This is a genomic window from Kitasatospora sp. NPDC057936, from assembly GCF_042887525.1.
In the GTDB taxonomy this organism is placed as follows: Bacteria; Actinomycetota; Actinomycetes; order Streptomycetales; family Streptomycetaceae; genus Kitasatospora.
On the sequence record NZ_JBHVPD010000040.1, the window covers coordinates 1 to 18,954 of the forward strand.

13 protein-coding genes and 1 tRNA gene are annotated in these 18,954 nt (G+C 72.8%); 5 read left to right on the forward strand and 9 right to left on the reverse strand.

Annotated features, from left to right (window positions below; genetic code table 11):
• Together ACFVU9_RS21435 and ACFVU9_RS21440 are read left to right on the forward strand one after the other, a co-directional pair.
• On the forward strand, positions 1 to 786 hold a 786-nt coding region (locus ACFVU9_RS21435; protein WP_387595442.1), incomplete at its 5' end, for a class E sortase.
• 34 nt (positions 787 to 820) lie between these two features.
• Positions 821 to 1,618, forward strand: a complete 798-nt coding sequence (locus tag ACFVU9_RS21440; RefSeq protein WP_387595445.1) for a class E sortase — start codon at positions 821 to 823, stop codon at positions 1,616 to 1,618.
• Between the two features lie 121 nt (positions 1,619 to 1,739).
• Here the strand turns inward: ACFVU9_RS21440 and pknB are convergent, their stop codons facing one another.
• From pknB to ACFVU9_RS21470, 6 genes are all read right to left on the reverse strand, one after another.
• On the reverse strand, positions 1,740 to 3,860 hold the full coding sequence (gene pknB / locus ACFVU9_RS21445) for a Stk1 family PASTA domain-containing Ser/Thr kinase (protein WP_380448649.1): 2,121 nt from the start codon (positions 3,858 to 3,860) through the stop codon (positions 1,740 to 1,742).
• Between the two features lie 260 nt (positions 3,861 to 4,120).
• Entirely contained in the window at positions 4,121 to 5,578 is a 1,458-nt protein-coding gene (locus tag ACFVU9_RS21450; protein WP_387595448.1) for a peptidoglycan D,D-transpeptidase FtsI family protein, read from the reverse strand.
• On the reverse strand, positions 5,575 to 6,951 hold the full coding sequence (locus ACFVU9_RS21455; protein ID WP_380448659.1) for an FtsW/RodA/SpoVE family cell cycle protein: 1,377 nt from the start codon (positions 6,949 to 6,951) through the stop codon (positions 5,575 to 5,577). The genes ACFVU9_RS21450 and ACFVU9_RS21455 overlap by 4 nt, the downstream gene beginning before the upstream one ends.
• Positions 6,952 to 7,111: 160 nt before the next feature.
• Positions 7,112 to 8,770, reverse strand: a complete 1,659-nt coding sequence (locus ACFVU9_RS21460) for a PP2C family protein-serine/threonine phosphatase (protein WP_387595451.1) — start codon at positions 8,768 to 8,770, stop codon at positions 7,112 to 7,114.
• A 53-nt stretch (positions 8,771 to 8,823) separates the two neighbouring features.
• Positions 8,824 to 9,375 (reverse strand): FHA domain-containing protein, encoded by a 552-nt coding sequence (locus tag ACFVU9_RS21465; RefSeq protein ID WP_387595454.1) that lies wholly within the window; start codon positions 9,373 to 9,375, stop codon positions 8,824 to 8,826.
• Positions 9,376 to 9,421: 46 nt separating this feature from the next.
• Positions 9,422 to 10,276 carry an FhaA domain-containing protein gene (locus ACFVU9_RS21470; RefSeq protein WP_387595457.1) on the reverse strand — a complete coding sequence of 285 codons (855 nt, stop codon included), beginning with the start codon at positions 10,274 to 10,276 and terminating at the stop codon, positions 9,422 to 9,424.
• 435 nt (positions 10,277 to 10,711) lie between these two features.
• On the opposite strand from ACFVU9_RS21470, the gene ACFVU9_RS21475 reads away from it, so the two are divergent.
• Positions 10,712 to 10,795, forward strand: a tRNA-Leu gene (locus ACFVU9_RS21475).
• 92 nt (positions 10,796 to 10,887) lie between these two features.
• On the opposite strand, the gene ACFVU9_RS21480 is transcribed toward ACFVU9_RS21475, so the two are convergent.
• Positions 10,888 to 12,045: a sensor histidine kinase gene (locus ACFVU9_RS21480; protein WP_380439725.1), complete on the reverse strand. Its 1,158-nt coding sequence runs from the start codon at positions 12,043 to 12,045 to the stop codon at positions 10,888 to 10,890.
• Positions 12,042 to 12,695: a response regulator gene (locus tag ACFVU9_RS21485; RefSeq protein WP_380439735.1), complete on the reverse strand. Its 654-nt coding sequence runs from the start codon at positions 12,693 to 12,695 to the stop codon at positions 12,042 to 12,044. Before ACFVU9_RS21485 ends, ACFVU9_RS21480 begins: the two co-directional genes overlap by 4 nt.
• A 339-nt stretch (positions 12,696 to 13,034) precedes the next feature.
• On the opposite strand from ACFVU9_RS21485, the gene ACFVU9_RS21490 reads away from it, so the two are divergent.
• Together ACFVU9_RS21490 and ACFVU9_RS21495 are read left to right on the forward strand one after the other, a co-directional pair.
• Complete coding sequence (locus tag ACFVU9_RS21490; protein ID WP_380439723.1) at positions 13,035 to 14,864, forward strand: phosphatidylglycerol lysyltransferase domain-containing protein; 1,830 nt, start codon at positions 13,035 to 13,037, stop codon at positions 14,862 to 14,864.
• Positions 14,865 to 15,145: 281 nt separating this feature from the next.
• On the forward strand, positions 15,146 to 15,859 hold the full coding sequence (locus tag ACFVU9_RS21495; RefSeq protein ID WP_380497454.1) for a hypothetical protein: 714 nt from the start codon (positions 15,146 to 15,148) through the stop codon (positions 15,857 to 15,859).
• A gap of 60 nt (positions 15,860 to 15,919) precedes the next feature.
• On the opposite strand, the gene ACFVU9_RS21500 is transcribed toward ACFVU9_RS21495, so the two are convergent.
• Positions 15,920 to 18,706: a SpoIIE family protein phosphatase gene (locus ACFVU9_RS21500; protein WP_387595461.1), complete on the reverse strand. Its 2,787-nt coding sequence runs from the start codon at positions 18,704 to 18,706 to the stop codon at positions 15,920 to 15,922.
• Between the last annotated feature and the right edge of the window lie 248 nt (positions 18,707 to 18,954).

An 18,954-nucleotide genomic window follows, 5' to 3' on the forward strand; every position in this document is an offset into this window, starting at 1 on the left:
CGGGCCGCCCAGGGGCGCACCTCGGTGCGCCCGGGCGGCGGGCGGCGCCGGGCCTCCGGCAAGGGCGCGGGGCCGCGGGCGCGGCCCAAGGAGTCCCCGGTCGTGATCGCGGCGCGCCTGGTCGGCGAGCTGTGCATCACGCTCGGCGTCGTCATGCTGCTCTTCGTCTCGTACCAGTTGTGGTGGACCAACGTGCAGGCCGACGCGGCCGCCGACGGCGCCCGCAGCCAGCTGGAGAAGCAGTTCGACGCCGCCCAGCCCGGCCAGCCGGGACAGCCGGCACCGGATCCGGCGAAACCCGAGACGTTCGAGCCCGGCAAGGGCTTCGCGATCATCTACCTGCCCAAGCTCGGGCTGAAGTTCCCGATCGCCGAGGGCACCTCCAAGTCGGCGGTGCTCGACAACGGCCTGGTCGGCCACTACACCGGCACCGGCATGCCGGCCGACAAGGCCGGCAACTTCGCGCTCGCCGCGCACCGCAACACCCACGGCGAGCCGTTCCGGTACATCAACAAGCTCGGCAAGGGCGACCAGGTCGTGGTGGAGACCGCCACCGCGTACTACACGTACGAGATCACCGGCGGCATCCCGGAGACCTCCCCCAGCAACGTCAGCGTGATCAAGGCCGTCCCGAACGGTTCCGGCTACACCGGCCCCGGCCGGTACATCACCCTCACCACCTGCACCCCGGAGTTCACCTCCAAGTTCCGCCTCATCCTGTTTGGCAAGATGACCGAGGAACGGCCGCGCAGCCAGGGCAAGCCGGCCGCGATCGCGGGCGGGTAGCCACCCGGCCGCAGGCGACGGAGGGGGAGCACCGGTGACGCAGGACGAGACGGCCGTGGAGGCCTTCCCGGAACCCGGTCCGGGCGGTGCGCCCGGACCGGAGCCGGCGCGGCGCGGGAGGGGCCGGGCGCCGGCCGTCCTCGGGGTCCTCGGCGAGCTCCTGATCACCCTGGGCCTGGTGCTCGGCCTGTTCGTCGCCTACTCGCTCTGGTGGACCAACGTCGAGGCGGACCGCTCGGCGTCCGAGGCCTCCGACAAGCTGCGCAGCGCCTGGGCCGCGGGCCCCACCGGCACGCCCTCGCCGACGCCCGGAGCGACGGCCGCCGCGCCCGCCTACGCGGCCGGGGACGGGGTCGGCTTCCTGCACGTCCCGGCGATGGGCAAGGACTACCAGGTGCTGATCCGGATGGGCGCCGACACCGACACCCTGGCCGAGGGCGTCGCCGGGGTGTACGAGCAGCCGTACCGCGCCGCGATGCCCTGGGACGCGACCGGCAACTTCGCGCTGGCCGCGCACCGGGACGGCCACGGCGCCAAGTTCCACGACCTGGACGCGGTCCGCAGGGGCGACGCGATCGTCGTCGAGACCAAGGACAAGTGGTACGTCTACAAGGTCGACAACACCCTGCCGGAGACGTCCAAGTACGACACCGGCATCGTCGCGCCCGTCCCGACCGGCTCCGGCTACACCGCCCCGGGCCGGTACATCACGCTGACCACCTGCACGCCGGTCTACACCTCGCGCTACCGGATGGCGGTGTGGGGGAGCCTGGTCCGGGTGGATCCCGTGGACGCCGGGCGGACCCCGCCGCCCGAGCTGCGGCACTCCTGAGCCGCTCCTGCCCGCCGGAGAACGCCCGAGGGCCCGCCGCAGTCGCTGCGACGGGCCCTCGGTGCTGTCGTGACAACCCCCACCAAGCCTCAGGACCCCTCAGAAGAAGGGGAAGAAGGGCTTAGGGGTTGTTCCCCCCTTTGGGGTTGGAGGGTGAGGGGCCGGGGTCCCCCCCTTTGGGCGGATCGGCCGGCCTCGTGACCAGGTTGACCTGGGTGTTCGGGTCCAGCATGGTGCCGGCCGGCGGGTTGGTCATGATGACCACGGCGTTCGGGTCCGACGGGCCGGTCACGGCGTAGCCGAGGCCGAGCTTCTGGAGCTGGCTGACGGCGTCCGACAGCTTGACGTTCTGCAGCGGCGGGACCTGGGCCTTGTCCGGCGCCTTGAAGACGACCAGCTGGATCTTCGTGTTGGCCGGGGCCTTGGTGTTGGCCGCGGGCGTCTGCGACGCGACCGTGTCGACCTTGGTCGGGTCGGTCGTCGCCACCGTCTTCGACATGTCGACCTGGAAGCCCGCGCCCTGCAGCTGGGCCGCCGCGGCGTCCTTCTGCATGCCGAGCACGGACGGAACGGCGATCTTGCTCTTGCCCTGCGAGATCGTCAGCTTGATCGGCGCGCTCGGGTCGGCCGGGCTGTTGGCGGCCGGGTCCTGGGCGGTGACGGTGTCCTGCGGGGCGGTGTCGTCGTCCTTGTACTCGGTGGTGACGTTGGTGAAGCCGGCCGCGCTGAGGGCCTGCGTCGCCTGGTCCTTGGTCTTGCCGGTCACCGGCGGGACGTTCGCCTTGGCCGGGCCGGAGGAGACCTGCACGGTGATCGTGCCGTTCTCCGCGACCTGGGTGCCGGCCGCCGGGTTCTGGGTGCAGACCTGGTCCTTCTTCACGTTGGCGTCCGGGCAGGCGATCTTGTCGCCCTCGGTCACCACGAGCTTGGGACCGGCCTGCGCGGCCGCCGTCTTCGCGTCGGCCAGGCTCTTGCCGACCAGGCTCGGCGCGGCGAGCTTCGCGGGCTCCTTGCTGCCGCCACCGCCGTTGAACATCGCCTGGGCGACGAAGAAGGTGCCGACCAGGACCAGTACGGCGGCGACCGCCAGCACGATCCAGGAGGTGTTGCTCTTCTTCGGCCGGTCCCCGCGCCGGCCGCCCTCGGAGCCGTAGCCGTCGTCGTGGCCGCCGCCCGCCGGGGCGCCGGCGTAGGTCTGGCCGTAGCCGTCGTCCGGGTAGCCGCCCTGCTGTCCGTAGCCGGGCTGGCCGACCTGCGGCAGGACGGTGGTCGGACCGCCGGGCTGCTGCGGCAGCACGTTGGTCTGGCCGTACGGGTCGTGCTGCGGGTAGCCGTTCTGGTCGTAGCCGTACCCGGCGGCGCCCATGCCGTAGGCGGCCGCCTGCTGGGCGGCGGCGACCGGGAGGCCGTCGAGGAAGCGCTCGATGTCGTCGCGCATCTCGTCGGCGCTCTGGTAGCGGTAGTCGCGCTCCTTGGCGAGGGCCTTCAGCACGATCGCGTCGACCTCGGGGCGCACCTCGGGGTCGAAGACCGACGGCGGCTGCGGCTCCTCCCGGACGTGCTGGTAGGCCACGGCCACCGGGGAGTCGCCGACGAACGGCGGGCGGACGGTCAGCAGCTCGTACAGCAGGCAGCCGGTGGAGTACAGGTCGGACCGGGCGTCGACCTGCTCGCCCTTGGCCTGCTCGGGGGAGAGGTACTGGGCGGTGCCGATGACGGCCGAGGTCTGCGTCATGGTCATCCCGGCGTCGCCCATCGCGCGGGCGATGCCGAAGTCCATGACCTTGACGTTGCCCTGCCGGGTCAGCATCACGTTGGCGGGCTTGATGTCGCGGTGGACGATGCCCGCCCGGTGCGAGTACTCCAGCGCCTGCAGGATGCCGATGGTCATCTCCAGCGCGCGCTCCGGCAGCAGCCGGCGCCCGGAGTGCAGCAGCTCGCGCAGCGTGGACCCCTCGACGTACTCCATCACGATGTACGGGATGGAGATGCCGTCGATGTAGTCCTCGCCGGTGTCGTACACGGCGACGATCGCGGGGTGGTTCAGGGACGCCGCCGACTGCGCCTCGCGGCGGAAGCGGGCCTGGAACGACGGATCCCGGGCCATGTCGGCCCGGAGCGTCTTCACTGCGACGGAACGGCCGAGCCGGGTGTCATGGCCGAGGTACACCTCGGCCATGCCGCCGCGTCCGAGGACGCCGCCGAGCTCGTACCTGCCGCCGAGGCGACGAGGCTCTTCCATAGTTCCGACCCTCTCCCTCACCCGCCGGTGAGGTTGTGACGTAGGTGTCCCCGCACGCTCTGGGTGACGCCGCGCGGCCCGCGACCGGTTCTCCGGCCGGGTCGTGCGCCGCCTCGCGGGCGGCAACGGGCACACCCGCTGCTGGCGGATACGCTACCGGTCGTACCACGTCGGACCGGAGTCACCCGTAGGCCGATACCAGACCGGTATCCGAACGGGGGTGCCGATCGTGACATTCCACTCACCCGCGGCCCTGCCCGTCACTTGCCGAGCACGGCCTGCATCACCGCCTTGGCGATCGGGGCCGCGAGGCGGCCGCCGCTGATGCCGTCGCGGTTCTGGGAGCCGTCCTCGACCACGACCGCGACCGCGACCGACTGGCCGTCCGAGGTCTTGGCCCAGGACGTGAACCAGGCGAACGGCAGGCCCGCGTTGTCCTCGCCGTGCTGGGCGGTGCCGGTCTTGCCGCCGACCTGGATGCCGGGGATCTTGGCGTTGGTGCCGGTGCCGTTCTCGACCACCGAGACCATCAGGTCCTGCATCTTCTGCGCGGTGGCCGGGCTCATGGCCTGGGAGAACTGCTTCTCGGTGTGCTTGGAGATGGTCGTCAGCGAGGCCGAGCGCTCCTGGTCGACCAGGTACGGCGTCATCAGGCTGCCGTTGTTGGCGATGGCCGCGGAGACCATGGCCATCTGCAGCGGGGTGGCGCGGGTGTCGTGCTGGCCGATCGAGTCCTGGGCGGTGCCGTCCAGGCTGGCGCTGTTCGGGAAGATGCTCTTCTCGGAGCGGACCGGGGTGTCGACGGTGCTGTTGAAGCCGAACTTCTCGGCCTGCGCCCGCATCTTGTCCTTGCCGAGGTCGGCGCCCATCTTGGCGAAGACCGTGTTGCAGGACTGGTCCAGGCCGGACTTGATGGTGGCGTTCTCGCACTTCTCGTTCGGGCTCTCGTTCTTGAGAACGGTGGCGGTGCCCGGCAGGGTGTACGGGTCCGGCGTGCTCGTCGCGTCGTCGACGTTCTGGTACAGGCCGTTCTCGAACGCGGCGGTCGCGGTGACCAGCTTGAAGGTCGAGCCGGGCGGATAGGTCTCCTTCAGCGCCCGGTTGAGCATCGGCTTGTTCGGGTCGGCGTTGAGGTCCGTCCAGGACTTGGAGTCCGAGTCCTCGCTGCCGGAGATGGTGCCCGGGTCGTAGGACGGGGTGGAGACCAGGGCGAGGATCGCGCCGGTCTTCGGGTCGAGCGCGACGACCGCGCCCTTCTTGTTGCCGAGTCCGTCCCAGGCGGCCTTCTGGGCCTTGGCGTTGATCGTCGTGACGACGTCGCCGCCCTTCTTCTGCTCACCGGTCAGCATGTCGAGGGTGTTGCGGAAGAACAGCCGGTCGTCGGTGCCGGAGAGGACGCCGTCCTCCAGGTTCTCCAGCCCGTTGGAGCCGTAGACCTGGGAGGAGTAGCCGGTGACCGGGGCGTACATCGGGCCGTCGACCCAGGAGCGCTTGTACTTGTAGCGCAGGCCGTTGACGAAGTCGGACTTCGTGACCGGCTGGCCGCCGACGACGATGTTGCCGCGCGGGTGGGCGTAGCGGTCGAACTGCTGGCGCTTGTTGTTGGCGTTGCTGGCCCAGGCGTCGGCCTGGACGCCCTGCACCCAGTTGGTGCGCAGCATCAGGGCCAGGATCAGCACGAGGCAGAAGATCGAGACCCGGCGGATCGGCTTGTTCATCTGGCGGGTCCTCCCTGGCCCTCGGTGGCGGGGGCGGGTTCGACCCCGGGTCGGCGGGCGCTGTCGCTGATCTTCAGCAGGATCGCGATGAGCGCCCAGTTGGCGACCACTGACGAACCGCCCTGGGCGAGGAACGGCATGGTCATACCGGTCAGCGGGATCAGCCCGGTGACCCCGCCGGCGACGACGAAGACCTGCAGCGCCATGGCGGAGGCGAGGCCGACGGCGAACAGCTTGCCGAACGGGTCGCGGGCGGCGAGCGCGGTGCGCAGGCCGCGCTGCACCAGCAGCGCGTAGAGCAGGAAGATCGCCATCAGGCCGGCGAGGCCGAGCTCCTCGCCGAAGGAGCCCAGGATGAAGTCGCTCTTGGCGGCGAAGTTGATCAGCCAGGACCGCCCCTGGCCGAGGCCGGAGCCGGTCACCCCGCCGGATCCGAGCGCCATCAGCGACTGGCCGATCTGCTCGGTGGAGCCCTTCGGCGGGTGCGGGGCGAAGGCGGCCATCGGGTCGATCCAGGCGTCGATCCGGGTCTTCACGTGGCCGGCGGTCATGGCGACGGCGGTCGCGCCGCCGACCGACATCAGCAGGCCGAACAGGATCCAGCTGGTGCGCTCGGTGGCGACGTAGAGCATCACCACGAACAGGCCGAAGAACAGGAAGGACGTGCCGAGGTCGTTCTCGAAGATCAGGATCAGCAGGCTGAGCAGCCAGATCACCACGATCGGTCCGAGGTCGCGCCCGCGCGGCAGGTAGAGGCCGGCGAAGCGGCGGCTGGCCAGGGCCAGGGCGTCCCGCTTGACCATCAGGTAGCCGGCGAAGAAGACGGTGAGGATGATCTTGGCGAACTCGCCGGGCTGGATGGAGAAGCCGCCCATCCGGATCCAGATCTTGGCGCCGAAGTCCTCCGCGCGGGCCGGGAAGAACGCCGGCGCGGCGAGCAGGACGAGGGCCGCGACCATCGAGATGTAGGTGTAGCGCTGGAGCACGCGGTGGTCCTTGAGGAACACCATGACGCCGATGAACAGCGCGACGCCGAGGCCGGACCACATCAGCTGGTTCTCGGCGGCCTTGAAGTTGCCGCTGAGCAGCTTGCCCGCCTTGTCGAGCCGCCAGATCATGACCACGCCGAGCCCGTTCAGCAGGGTGGCGAGCGGCAGCATCAGCGGGTCCGCGTACGGCGCGAAGCGGCGGACCAGCAGGTGTGCGACGAGGGCGAGCGAGCCCATCCCGAGGCCGTAGCCGAGCATGCCGCCGGGCAGCTCGGAGTCCATGGCGAGGCCCACGTTGGCGTAGGCGAGGACCGGGAGCAGGACGGCGAAGACCAGCAGGGCCAGCTCGGTGTTGCGCCGGTTGGGCGCTTCCTGCGGGGTGATGGTGGTGTTGCCCCGGCGCCGGCCGTCGAGCCGGGCGGCCGGCGTCCGGCGCCGGCCGGGCCGGCCCGCGCCGCTGCTCAGGTCGTAGGTGCTCACTGGTGGGCCGCTCCCTGCCGGCCGGCGGGCCGGCCGGGGGCGGGCCTATGTCGGGTCACGGGGGTCACTGCTTCGGGCAGGACTCGGCGCGCTGCCGGTCCTCGTCGCTCAGGCCGGGCACGTCGCCCGCCGCGCCGGGGGCCGGTGCGGGGGTGGTGACGGGTGGCGGGGTGGCCGGGGCGCTCGGGGTGGCCGAGGAGGTGGCCGTCGGGGTGGGCACCGCGGCCACGGGGGCGCGGTTCTTCTCGCTCGGCTTCTCGCTCGGCGTGGGCGCGGGCGCGGCCACGAACCCGGCGGGGTCGGCGTACGTCGTCTGGGTGGCCTGGGTGCCCGCGGGCTGCCCGGTGGTGCCGGCCTTCGCGTCGCTGACCTTCTTGCAGAGCTTGGCCCAGCCGTCGAGCTCCTTGATGGTCGCGTCGGCGTCGTTCAGGCTGTTCACCGAGATGGTCTTGGTGACGTGCGCCTGCTGGTCCGTCGGCAGGTACTTGAGCGCGATGTCCTTGTACTCGGTGTGCACCGAGGAGAGGCTCAGGCCGGCCAGGTTCTGGTTGATGCCCTGGTAGACGGCGACGTGCCCGTCCTCCGCGCCGACGTAGTACTGGCCCTGGGTCCACTGGTAGCCGAAGTACCCGCCGCCGCCGAGCACGCCGAGGGCGACCAGGACGGCCAGCGAGACCTTGAGCCCCTTGCGCTTGCGCTTCGGCGGCTCCTCCTCGTCGAAGTCCTCGGTGCCGTAGACCGAGGGCTCGGCGCCGTTGTAGCCGCCGTACTCGCCCTCGTAGCCCTCGGCGGGGCCGAAGCCGCCCGACGCGTCGTAGCCGCCGTCGTAGCCCTCGGCGGGGCCGAAGGCGCCCTGGGGCGCGCGGCCGAGGCCGGCGGCGCGGCCGGCCGGGGTGTCGGCGATGGAACGGTCGGTGGCGGCCGAGGACGGCGGGGCGTCGGCGACCGCGCCGACCACCACCGGGACGTCGTTGAACTGGCCGCTCATGGTGTCCGTGGCGCCGACGTCGATGACGTCCGCCACGATGCAGGTGATGTTGTCCGGGCCGCCGCCGCGCAGCGCGAGCTGGATCAGCTCCTGCACGGTCTGCTCGGGCGCGTAGTAGCTGCCGAGGGTGGCTTCGAGCGTCTGGTGGCTGACCGGGCCGGAGAGGCCGTCGGAACAGATCAGGTAGCGGTCGCCGGCCCGGACCTCGCGGATCGACAGGTCGGGCTCGACCTGGCCGCGGCCGTCCAGGGCCCGCATCAGCAGCGAGCGCTGCGGGTGGGTCTCGGCCTCCTCGGGCGTGATCCGGCCCTCGTCGACCAGGCGCTGCACCCAGGTGTGGTCCTGGGTGATCTGCACCAGCGACCCGTCGCGCAGCAGGTAGGCGCGGGAGTCGCCGACGTGCACGAGGCCCATCCGCTGGCCCGTCCAGAGCATGGCGGTGAGCGTGCAGCCCATGCCCTCCAGCTGGGGGTCGTCCTCGACCATCTGCCGGAGCCGGTCGTTGGCGCCCTGGACGGCGTCACCGAGCAGGGTCAGCAGATCGGCGCCCGGCACGTCCTCGTCCAGACGGACGATGGAGCCGAGCACCTCGGAGGACGCGACCTCGCCGGCCGCGGCGCCGCCCATGCCGTCGGCCACGGCCAGCAGCCGCGGCCCGGCGTAGCCGGAGTCCTCGTTCCCCTCCCGGATCAGTCCCTTGTGGGAGCCGGCGGCGAAGCGCAGCACCAGGGTCATGCGACCTGTGCCCCCCTCTGGGTCATGGACGGGATGCTGTCCCTCATGCGCTACTACTTCCGCAGTTCGATGACGGTCCTGCCGATACGGATCGGCATGCCCGGCTGGAGCGGGGTCGGCGCGGTCAGGCGCTGCCGGTCCAGATAGGTGCCGTTGGTGGAGCCTAGATCCTCGACCGTCCACTGCCCAGTCTGGTCGGGATAGATCCTGGCATGCCGGGAGGACGCGTAGTCGTCGTCCAGCACGATGGTGGAGTCGTGCGCCCGGCCCAGGGTGATGGTCTGGCCCTGCAGCGCGACGGTGGTCCCGGCCAGGGAGCCCTGGACCACGACGAGCTGCGTCGGGGCGCCGCGGCGCCGGCCGCCGCCCGCGGTCGGGGCGGCGGTGCCGGCGCCCGGGCCCGGGGTCGGCGCGGGGCGTCCGGCGGCGGGAGCGGTGGCCGCACCGGCTCCGGGCGCGGGCGCGGCACCGCCGCGGCGCGAGGAGCGGGGGTTCACCTTGGTCCCGAAGAGGTCGCTGCGGATCACCTGGATCGCGACGATGACGAACAGCCACAGCACGGCCAGGAAGCCCAGCCGCATCACCGTCAGGGTCAGTTCGGACATGGCCGCCCCGCGTGTGGGTGAGCGAAGCGCGCGAACAAATCGGACACTACCCTTCGACCTGTCGGTAGACGATGGTGGTGGAGCCCACGACGATTCGCGAGCCGTCGCGGAGCGTAGCGCGCTGGGTGTGCTGTCCGTCCACCACGATGCCGTTGGTGGAGCCCAGGTCGAGGACCATCGAAGGGTTGCCGGGGCGGATCTCGGCGTGCTTGCGGGAGACGCCCGGGTCGTCGATCCGGACGTCCGCCTCGGTCGAGCGGCCGAGCACGCACGTGCCGCCGGAGATCTGGTGGCGGGTGCCGTTCACCTCGATCCAGGTGCGGACCGAGGCGCCGTGGCCGGAGCCGGGGAACGCGCGGACGTTGCCGCCCGCGGTCGGCGGGGCCGGGGGCATGGCGGGGGGCGCGGCCGGCGGCGGGGGCGCGCCGTACTGGTCGGCGCCCGGCTGCTGCCACGGCGCGCCGGGGGCCGGGGCGGCCGGCGGGCGGTCGTAGCCGGGCTGCGGCGGCGCGTACTGCTGGGGCTCCTCGGCCGCCAGGGTGCGGCTGCGCACCCGGTACAGGCCGGTGTCGAGGTCGTCGGCCTTCTCCAGGTTCACCTGGAGGGGGCCCATGAAGCTGTACCGCTGGGCCTCGGCGTACTCGCGGACCATGCCGGCGAGCTCGCTGCCGAGCTGCCCGGAGTAGGGGCTCAGGCGTTCGTGGTCGTGCGGGCTCAGCTCGACGATGAAGTCGTTCGGCACGACGGTGCGGTCGCGGTTCCAGATGCTCGCGTTGTTGTCGCACTCGCGCTGCAGCGCACCGGCGATCTCCACGGGCTGGACCTCGGACTTGAACACCTTCGCGAAGGTGCCGTTGACGAGACCCTCAAGTCGCTGCTCGAACTTCTTCAGCACTCCCATGGGGCACCCCCTTCCAGGGTTCGTTCGCCTGCCTGCCGACCGGGCCCCGGAGAGCCGGTCGTGCCTACTTGCGGTACTTCCGTACTGATCGTATCCACGCCGGGCCCATCCGTACGGTTCCCAGAACGCGTCGTGCCCGGGGGTGGGCTCGGACACACAGGGTGACGCATATCGGGTACGGCACGCCAGGTGTGCCCGTCGGAAGGGGGTTCCACGCTTCGCCCGGACGTTCGGGGCGCATCCGTTCGGACGCGCTCGGGTGGCGGACCGGGGGTGGAACCGTCCCGCCGGAACGGATTCGGAGGACTCCCCCAGGTCGTGCTACTGTTTTCCACGTCGGAAGGGCCGCCCGAGAGGGAGGCCGGAACGAAGAACCACGAGGGCCGCGAGGCGCTGGTGGGTCGGGGATCCGGTCGGCACGGAAGACGCACCCATGCGCGGGTGGCGGAATAGGCAGACGCGCTGGATTCAGGTTCCAGTGCCCGAAAGGGCGTGGGGGTTCAACTCCCCCCTCGCGCACAGCGAAGCCCCGCAGATCTTCGGATCTGCGGGGCTTTCTCGTTCTCCGGCAGGACCGTCACCGGGCGGCGTTCCGGCGGTTGGCAGCCGGCTCAGGCGCGGGAGGCGGGGAGTTCGGCGCGGACCTCGAAACCGCCCTCCTGGGTGGGGCCCGCGGTCAGCGTGCCGCCGAGGAGCTGGGCGCGCTCGCGCAGGCCCACCAGCCCGTGACCGCCGCCCGGCAGGGTCAGGGCGTCCGCCCGGGCCGGCCGCACCGGCGGGGGGTCGTTGCGCACCTCGACCCGCAGCCGCCGGCCCTTCGCCCGCACCTTCACGTGCACGGCCGCGTCCGGGGCGTACTTGGTGATGTTGGTGAGCGCCTCCTGGACCGTCCGGTAGGCGGCCCGCTCGACCGCCTCCGGCCACGGGCGGTCGCCGGGCGCCAGCTCGGCGTCGGCGGCCAGGCCGCTCTGCTCGATCAGCCGGGGCAGGTCGGCCAGCCGCGGCTGCGGGGCGAGCGGGGTGTTGTGGCGCGGGTCGCCGGTGCGCAGCACGCCGACCATCTGGCGCAGCTCGTCGAGGGTGCGCACGGACAGCTCGCGGATGGTGCGGGCGGTGGCCACCGCGGCCGGGTCGGGGGTGCTCACCTGGAGCGCGCCGGCCTGGATGCTGATCAGGCTGACCTGGTGCGAGACGACGTCGTGCATCTCGCGGGCGAGCCGGCCGCGCTCGCTGATCAGCACCCGCTCGGCGAGCAGCCTGGTCTCCCGCTCCTGGCCCCGGATCAGCTCCTCGACCCGGGCCGCCAGCTCCCGCCGGGTGCGGGCGAGCAGGCCGGTGGCGGCGGGGCCGGCGGCGAGCATGATCGACTGGATGGCGTAGAGCGCGGTGTCGCGGCTCAGCCAGACGGTCTGGTCGGAGATCGGCCAGTGGAAGAACTCGACGAGGGTGAAGAGGGTGCCGAGGGGGATGACCAGACGGGGGTTGGGGCGTTCGGCCGCCAGCGTGTAGACGGCCGTGATCGGGGCCAGCCAGATGTCGGCGACGTAGCTGCCGGGCATGGTGAGCAGCAGCACCAGGACCGGGAAGCGGCGGCGCCAGAGCAGCGTCACGGCGGCCAGCACCGACAGCGCCACCTGCCACCACGGGGCGTCCCGGGCGACCAGGGCCGCGTCCATCAGGGAGTACAGCGCGGGCAGCAGCAGCATCAGCCAGGGCGCGGTGCACCAGGCCGGCAGCCGTCTCGACGGCAACTGGTCGGCGGCGGTCATGCCCCGTCGCCGGGTTTCGGCCGGACCAGTCCGGCCCGGTGGGCGACCACGGCGGCCTGGACGCGGTTCGCGGCGCCGAGCTTGCCGAGGATCGCGCTGATGTGGTCCTTGACGGTGCCGGTGCCGAGGAACAGCCGGTCGGCGATCTCCGCGTTGGACAGGCCCTCGCCGAGCAGCGCCAGGACGTCCAGCTCCCGGCCGGTGAGGGTGCGGGTGAGCGCGGAGGCCTCGGCGTCCGGGCCGCCGCCGTCCACGTAGCCGCCGATCACGGTGCGGGTGACGGTCGGGGAGAGGATGTTGCCGCCGGCCGCGAGCACCCGGACGGCGTGCACCAGCTGCTCGGGGGCGGTGTCCTTGAGGAGGAAGCCGGAGGCGCCGGCCCGCAGCGCGGTGCCGATGTACTCGTCGGTGTCGAAGGTGGTCAGCATCGCGACGGCCGGCGGGTCGGGCAGGGCGCGGACCCTCCGCAGCACCGAGATGCCGTCGAGGTCGGGCATCCGGATGTCGAGCAGCACGACGTGCGGGCGCAGCCGCTGGACGTGGTCCTCGGCCTGGCCGCCGGAGCAGTCGCCGACCACCTCCAGGTCGTGGGCGGAACCGACGATGAGGCCGAGGCCGGAGCGGACCAGGATCTCGTCGTCCACGATCAGCACGCGGGTGGTGGTGATGGTGCCTCCTCGGTTGGGGCGGCCGGGTGGGGGCGGTCCGCGCGGGTCGATGTCGAGGGTAGGGGTAGCCGGGTCGGGCCGCCGAACGCATGGCGGGTCCGCACCCCCGCCGTTCGGCGGGGGCTGGAATCCGCTACCCGGTTCACGCGATTCTCACGTGAGGTGGGGAACCATGTTGGTGGCTGCCCTTTCGTCGGCCCGCTCCCCGGTGCGGGGGCCGGTGGGCCCGGGGCCGCCGGTCAGTCCGTCGGGCCCGTGCGGGCGCCCGGCGCCGGGCCGTGTGCGGATGCGCCCCACCATCTGATCGTTTGGAATTGAGCTGTGTCGTCCACTGTGAAGTCGGAGCCGTCCGCCACGTCCACCGGGCCCCGGCCCGTCGGCCCGCTCGACCGCTGGCGCCCGCGGGCCGCCGCGGCCTCCGTCTGGTACCTGCGGCTGATCGCGCTGCTGAACGTGGCGACGGTACTCCTGGTGCCGTTCCGTGACCAGGTCAGCGAGCACAACGAGGGCGAGTACTTCACGCCGTACCTGATGACCTCGGGCCTGGCCAGCGCGGTGCTGTCGGTGTTCCTGGCGGTCGCGATGCGGCGGCGCAAGCGGGCCGCGTGGATCTTCAACGCGGCGCTGGCCGGGATGTTCGCCCTGCTCTACCTGGCCGCCATGGTGCTGCCCGACGAGCGCTTCAACCGGCACCCGCTGAACTACATCTCCACGGTGCTGACCTGCCTGTTCGTGCTGGCGCTGCTGATCGGGCGCAAGGAGTTCACCTCCAAGGGCGACCAGTCCAACCCGAAGACCGCCGCCGCGACCTTCGTCGGCGGGCTGCTGTTCGGCGGCGGGGTGGGCGCGTTGCTGGTGTGGCTGACCAACGACCTGGGCGGCGCCGGCTTCTGGGACCTCTTCCGCTACTCCGTCGGCCGGATGATCACCATCACCCCGTCCGAGCACCTGCGCTCCGTGATCAACGCGCCGACCTGGGTGAACGCGGTGATCAACGCGATGGGCGCGGTGCTGTTCCTGCTCGTGCTGTACGTCGCCTTCCGCAGCCCGCGCGGCAAGGAGCTGCTGAACCCCGAGGACGAGGCCAAGCTCCGGACCCTGCTCGACAAGCAGGGCGAGCGGGACTCCCTCGGCTACTTCGCGCTGCGCCGGGACAAGGCCGTGATCTTCTCCCCCAGCGGCAAGGCGGCCGTCACCTACCGGGTGATCGGCGGGGTGTCGCTCGCCTCGGGCGACCCGATCGGCGACCCGGAGGCCTGGCCGGGGGCGATCGACGCCTGGCTCGCCGAGGCCCGCGAGCACGCCTGGGCGCCGGCCGTCATGGGTGCCTCCGAGGAGGCCGGCGTGATCTACGCCCGGCACGGGCTGGACGCGCTGGAGCTGGGTGACGAGGCGATCGTCGAGCTGGACGAGTTCTCGCTGGAGGGCCGGGCCATGCGGGTCGTCCGGCAGGCGTACAACCGGGTCAAGCGGGCCGGGTACACCGTGCGGATCCGCCGCCACGAGGACATCTCCGAGGCGGAGATGGAGCGGCTGGTGGCCAAGGCCGACGAGTGGCGCGACGGCGCGACCGAGCGCGGCTTCTCGATGGCGCTCGGCCGCCTCGGCGACCCGGCCGACGGCCGCTGCGTGATGCTGGAGTGCCACGACGGCGACGGCGAGCTCAAGGCGCTGCTGAGCTTCGTGCCGTGGGGCCCGGACGGGCTCTCGCTGGACCTGATGCGCCGGGCCCGGGACACCGAGAACGGCCTGGTCGAGTTCATGGTGATCGAACTCCTCCAGCGCGCCGACGAGGTGGGGCTCAAGCGGGTTTCGTTGAACTTCGCGATGTTCCGTTCCGTTTTCGAGCGCGGTTCGCGGCTGGGGGCCGGCCCGGTGCTGCGGCTGTGGCGCTCGGTGCTCGGTTTCTTCTCGCGCTGGTGGCAGATCGAGTCGCTGTACCGCGCCAACGCCAAGTACCGGCCGATCTGGGAACCGCGTTACCTGCTCTTCGAGAAGAGCAGCGAGATTCCGCGGATCGGCATCGCGAGCGCCCGTGCCGAGGGCTTCATCGTCGCGCCGAGCATGCCCGCCCTCTTCCGGCGCCGGCACTCCGGGTCCGCCGTGGTGGCGCCCCGCGTGCCCGTGGGCGCGCAGCAGGGCGAGGAGTAGTCCTCCGCCCGCTCTCCGCCGGGGGGCGGGGGGCGGCGGACGGCCGGATGGGGGTGCCCTAGGGGGGATCCCCTCCCCCCTGAGGATGACCCTTATCCCCATCCATGCCGATGTGGATTTGTTAAGAGGCTTCTAATGTTGAGGTAGCTGAGAAAAGACTCAACGGTTCGGGGATTCGGGAGAGGACGGCTGTGATTCACAGGACCCACGCGGGGGGCGTGCGAAAGGGGCCGCTGGCGACAGCCAGAGCGGCCGCTGTCGCCGAGTGGGGGACGTTGTTCGTGACGGTCCGCGACCAGGTGGTGCGCAAGAAGTTCGCCGCCGTTCCGCTGGCCACCACGGCGACGTTTCTGATCCTGCTGTTCAGCATCGTGCAGCACCTGCCCGGCGGCGAGCGCTTCGTCAACCACATCGGTGTGGTGAAGGCCGCGCTGCCGCTGGACGTCTCCCTGCTGCGCACCCCGCTGTCGCTGTACGTCCCGGCGCTGGACCTGCCGGTCTGGGGGGCGCTGGCCCAGGTCTTCCTGGTCTTCGGCATCGCCGAGATCGTGCTCGGCCGCCGGATGACGCTGGTGGTGGCCTACGCCTGCACCCTGGCGGGCACGCTGTTCGCCCGGTTCGGCGTGGCGATCGGGCCGGACCACCTGTTCGGCTTCCCGAAGTGGGTCGCCTACGTGCGGGACACCGGGCCGTCGGCCGCGGTGGTGGCGCTGGCGATCTGCATCGCGTTCCGCTGCCGGGCCTGGTTCACCGCCGGGCTGGTGGTGGTCCTGATGGTCGGCGAGGCGGTCGTCCTGCCGAACCTGGCCGGTCTGGAGCACGTCGTCGCGGTGATCACCGCGCTGCTGATCGCCGTCTCGGTCGAGGTGTTCGGCGACTTCTGGCCGCGGGTGCTGGCCGGGGTCGGGGCCGCCACCTCGGTGGCGACGGCGGCCTCCCGCGAGGTCGCGGTGGAGGCCCGGCGGCGGACCTCGGCGGGCGCCGTCATCCCGTAGGGAGCACGGTTGCGGCCTTGAGCGGCCGGGTACCGGGCAGCGCGCCCGGTGCCCGGCCGCTCAGGCTTTCCGGGGGCCGTGGGGCAGCGGGAGCTCGAACCAGACGACCTTGCCGACCGCCTTGCGGGCGGTGCCCCAGCGCTCGGCGAGCTTGGTCACCAGGGTGAGGCCGCGGCCGGTCTCGCCGAGCTGCTCGGCGGGCTCCAGCGAGGGCAGGTTGTGGTTGTCGTCGCTGACCTCGACCAGGAGCTTGTCCACCCGGATCAGCTGCAGCCGGACCCGGTCCCTGGCCACCCGGACAGCGTTCGTCACCAGCTCGCTGACCAGCAGCTCGGTGGTGTCGCTGAGCGCCTCCAGGTGCCAGGCGGCCAGCTGCTCGCGGACCAGGGCGCGGGCCCGGCGGACCTCGCGGTGGTCGACGGTGAGGTCCCAGGTGGCCACCTCGGACGGGGCGACCCCGTCGAAGCGGGCCACCAGGAGGGCGACGTCGTCCTTGCGGTCGTCCGAGTGCAGGCGTTCCAGCACGACGTCGCAGGCCTGCTCGGGGCTCTGTCGCGGGTCGATCAGGTTGCCGCAGAGCGCGGCCAGGCCCGCTCCTATGTCGCCGCCCCTGACCTCGACCAGCCCGTCGGTGCAGAGCACCAGCATCGAGCCGTCCGACACGTCGATGGTCTTGGCGACGAACGGCACCCCGCCGACCCCGATCGGCGCGCCGGCCGGGATCTCCAGCAGCTCGCCGGTGCCGTCCGGGTGCACCAGGACCGGCGGGACGTGGCCGGCGCTGGCCAGCTCGCAGGTCCGGTTGATCGGGTCGTAGACCGCGTACAGGCAGGTGGCGAGGTGGTCGTCGCCGAGCTTGTGGGCCAGGTTGTCGAGGTGGCGCAGCAGCTGGCCGGGCGGCAGGTCGAGGGCGGCGAGGGTCTGCATCGCGGTGCGGAAGCGGCCCATCGCGGCGGCCGAGTGCAGGCCGTGGCCCATCACGTCGCCGACCACCAGGGCGACCCGGCTGCCGGGCAGCTGGATCGCGTCGAACCAGTCGCCGCCGACCTCGGCCTTCGGGTCGCCGGGCAGATAGCGGTGGGCGATCTGCACGCCGGGGATCTGCGGCGGGCGGGTCGGGATCATCGAGCGCTGCAGCGTGGTGGCGACCCGGGACTCGGCGCGGTGCAGCCTGGCGTTGTCGAGCGACAGGGCGGCGCGGACGGCCAGCTCCTTGAGGGTCGCGGCGTCGCTCTCGTCGAAGGGGGTGCGGTCGGGCAGCCGGAGCAGCTTGAGGATGCCGAGCACGGTGCCCCGGGCGGAGAGCGGGACGACCAGCATCGAGCGGCCGGAGACCACCGGGGCCAGCCGGACGCCGCCGAGCGCGATGGCGTAGTCGACCGCGACGTCGTCGCTGACCACCGGGACGAGGACCGGCTGGTTCAGCTGGAGGGCCATCCCGGGCGGGGTGCGGCGGGGCATGCTGACCAGCGCGCCCTCGGACAGGACGTGGTCCCAGGCGCCGCCGGTCTCGTTGTAGACCAGGGCGACCCGGCGGAGCATCGTGTCGTCGTCCGGCCGGGCGGCGGGCAGCTCCGAGTCGGAGATCAGCCCGTCCACGAGGTCCACGCAGGCGAAGTCGGCGACCCGGGGGACCAGCACCTGGCAGAGCTCGTGGGCGGTGAAGCCGAGGTCCAGGGTGGTGCCGACCTTGCCGCCGACCTCGTTCAGCAGGGCCAGCTGCTCGCCGGCGTGGCCGTTGGTCAGGAACGGGCCGAGGCGGCCGCCGTGGGGCGGGCCGTCGGCGCCGGCGGGGGCCGGGACGGCGGACGCGGTGGTGTCCGGGGCGGTGCCCGGGGACTGGTCGCCGCGGGCGCTCCGCCCGACCGGGGCCGGGGCGAGGGCCTGGTGCCCGTTGGCGGACGATTCGACGGCGGCCGGCTCGATGGCGGCGCCTCCTCCGGTGGGGGACGGGACGGACAGGGCGGCCGGCCTGGCGGCGGGCCGTTCGGCGCAGTCGCGCTGGCCGGGCAGCGGGCCGGCCGGGCGGCCGCGGACGGTCCGGGACGTGCCGGCCTGCTCGGGCTGGGGCGGCGGGCCCACCCGGGCGGCGCGCTGCTGGGCGGTGGGGTAGCGGCGGCCGATCCCGGCGGCGGCGTGCGCGGCGCCGCACTGCGGGTCGGAGGGCAGCACCGGGAGCACGGTGGCCGCGTCCAGCCGCAGGGCGGGCAGCCCGGCGAGCTCCAGCGCCGCCACCAGCGGTGCGCGGTGGGCGGCGGGCAGGAGCCGGGCCAGCGCCGACGCCGCGGCGGAACCGGCGGGTGCTCCGCCGGGCGGGGTGAGCGCGGCGACCAGCCCGTGGAAGCCGCCCCGGGCGGCGGGGGCGGGCGCGAACGGCAGCAGCCGCTCGCCCAGCGCGAGGCGTGGTCCCGAGGTGCGCAGCGGGCGGGCGTCCGCGGCCAGGGCGAGCAGGCCGCCGGACGGGCCGGGCAGCGGGTAGGCCCACCACAGCACGTCGCGCAGGTGGTCCTCGCGGTCGGTGACGGGCATCTGGCCGGCCCAGGGACGGCCGTCGGCGGTCAGCGCGGCCAGGGTGTCGAGGGCGTCGCAGCGGCGGCGGGCACAGGTGGCGCCGGCGGATCCGCGGGGCTCCATGGCGGGCAGCAGGCCCGAGGCGGGGCGGTCGCGGGCGACCTCGGCCCGGTGCCCGAAGAGCTCCTCGGCGGCCCGGCTCCACTGGGCGATCCGTCCGGCCCGGTCGACCAGGACGAGGGCGAGCCGGACCAGGGCGGCGACACCCGCCGGGTGGCCTCCCGGAACGGCCTCGGCGCCCGCCGGACGCGGTGTGGAGTTGGGCTCGTCCACCATGGATTCGGTCTGCTCCCGCCTGGCCGCCACGCCTGGAGGCGGCCGTCTCTCCGGAGGAAGGCACGCTGTGCGGATACCAGCGAAGCACGGACCGGGCCGGGCTCGATAGCGAAACGGGGAGATTCATCAGGATCGGTTGCACGCCACTTGCCTCGCGCCGGTTCGTACCCCCCTTCCGCCCGGTTGACGCTTCCCGCGCGGGGGTAGGGTGGCAGGCCGGGCCGCCCGGCGGCCGAACGCAGTAGGGA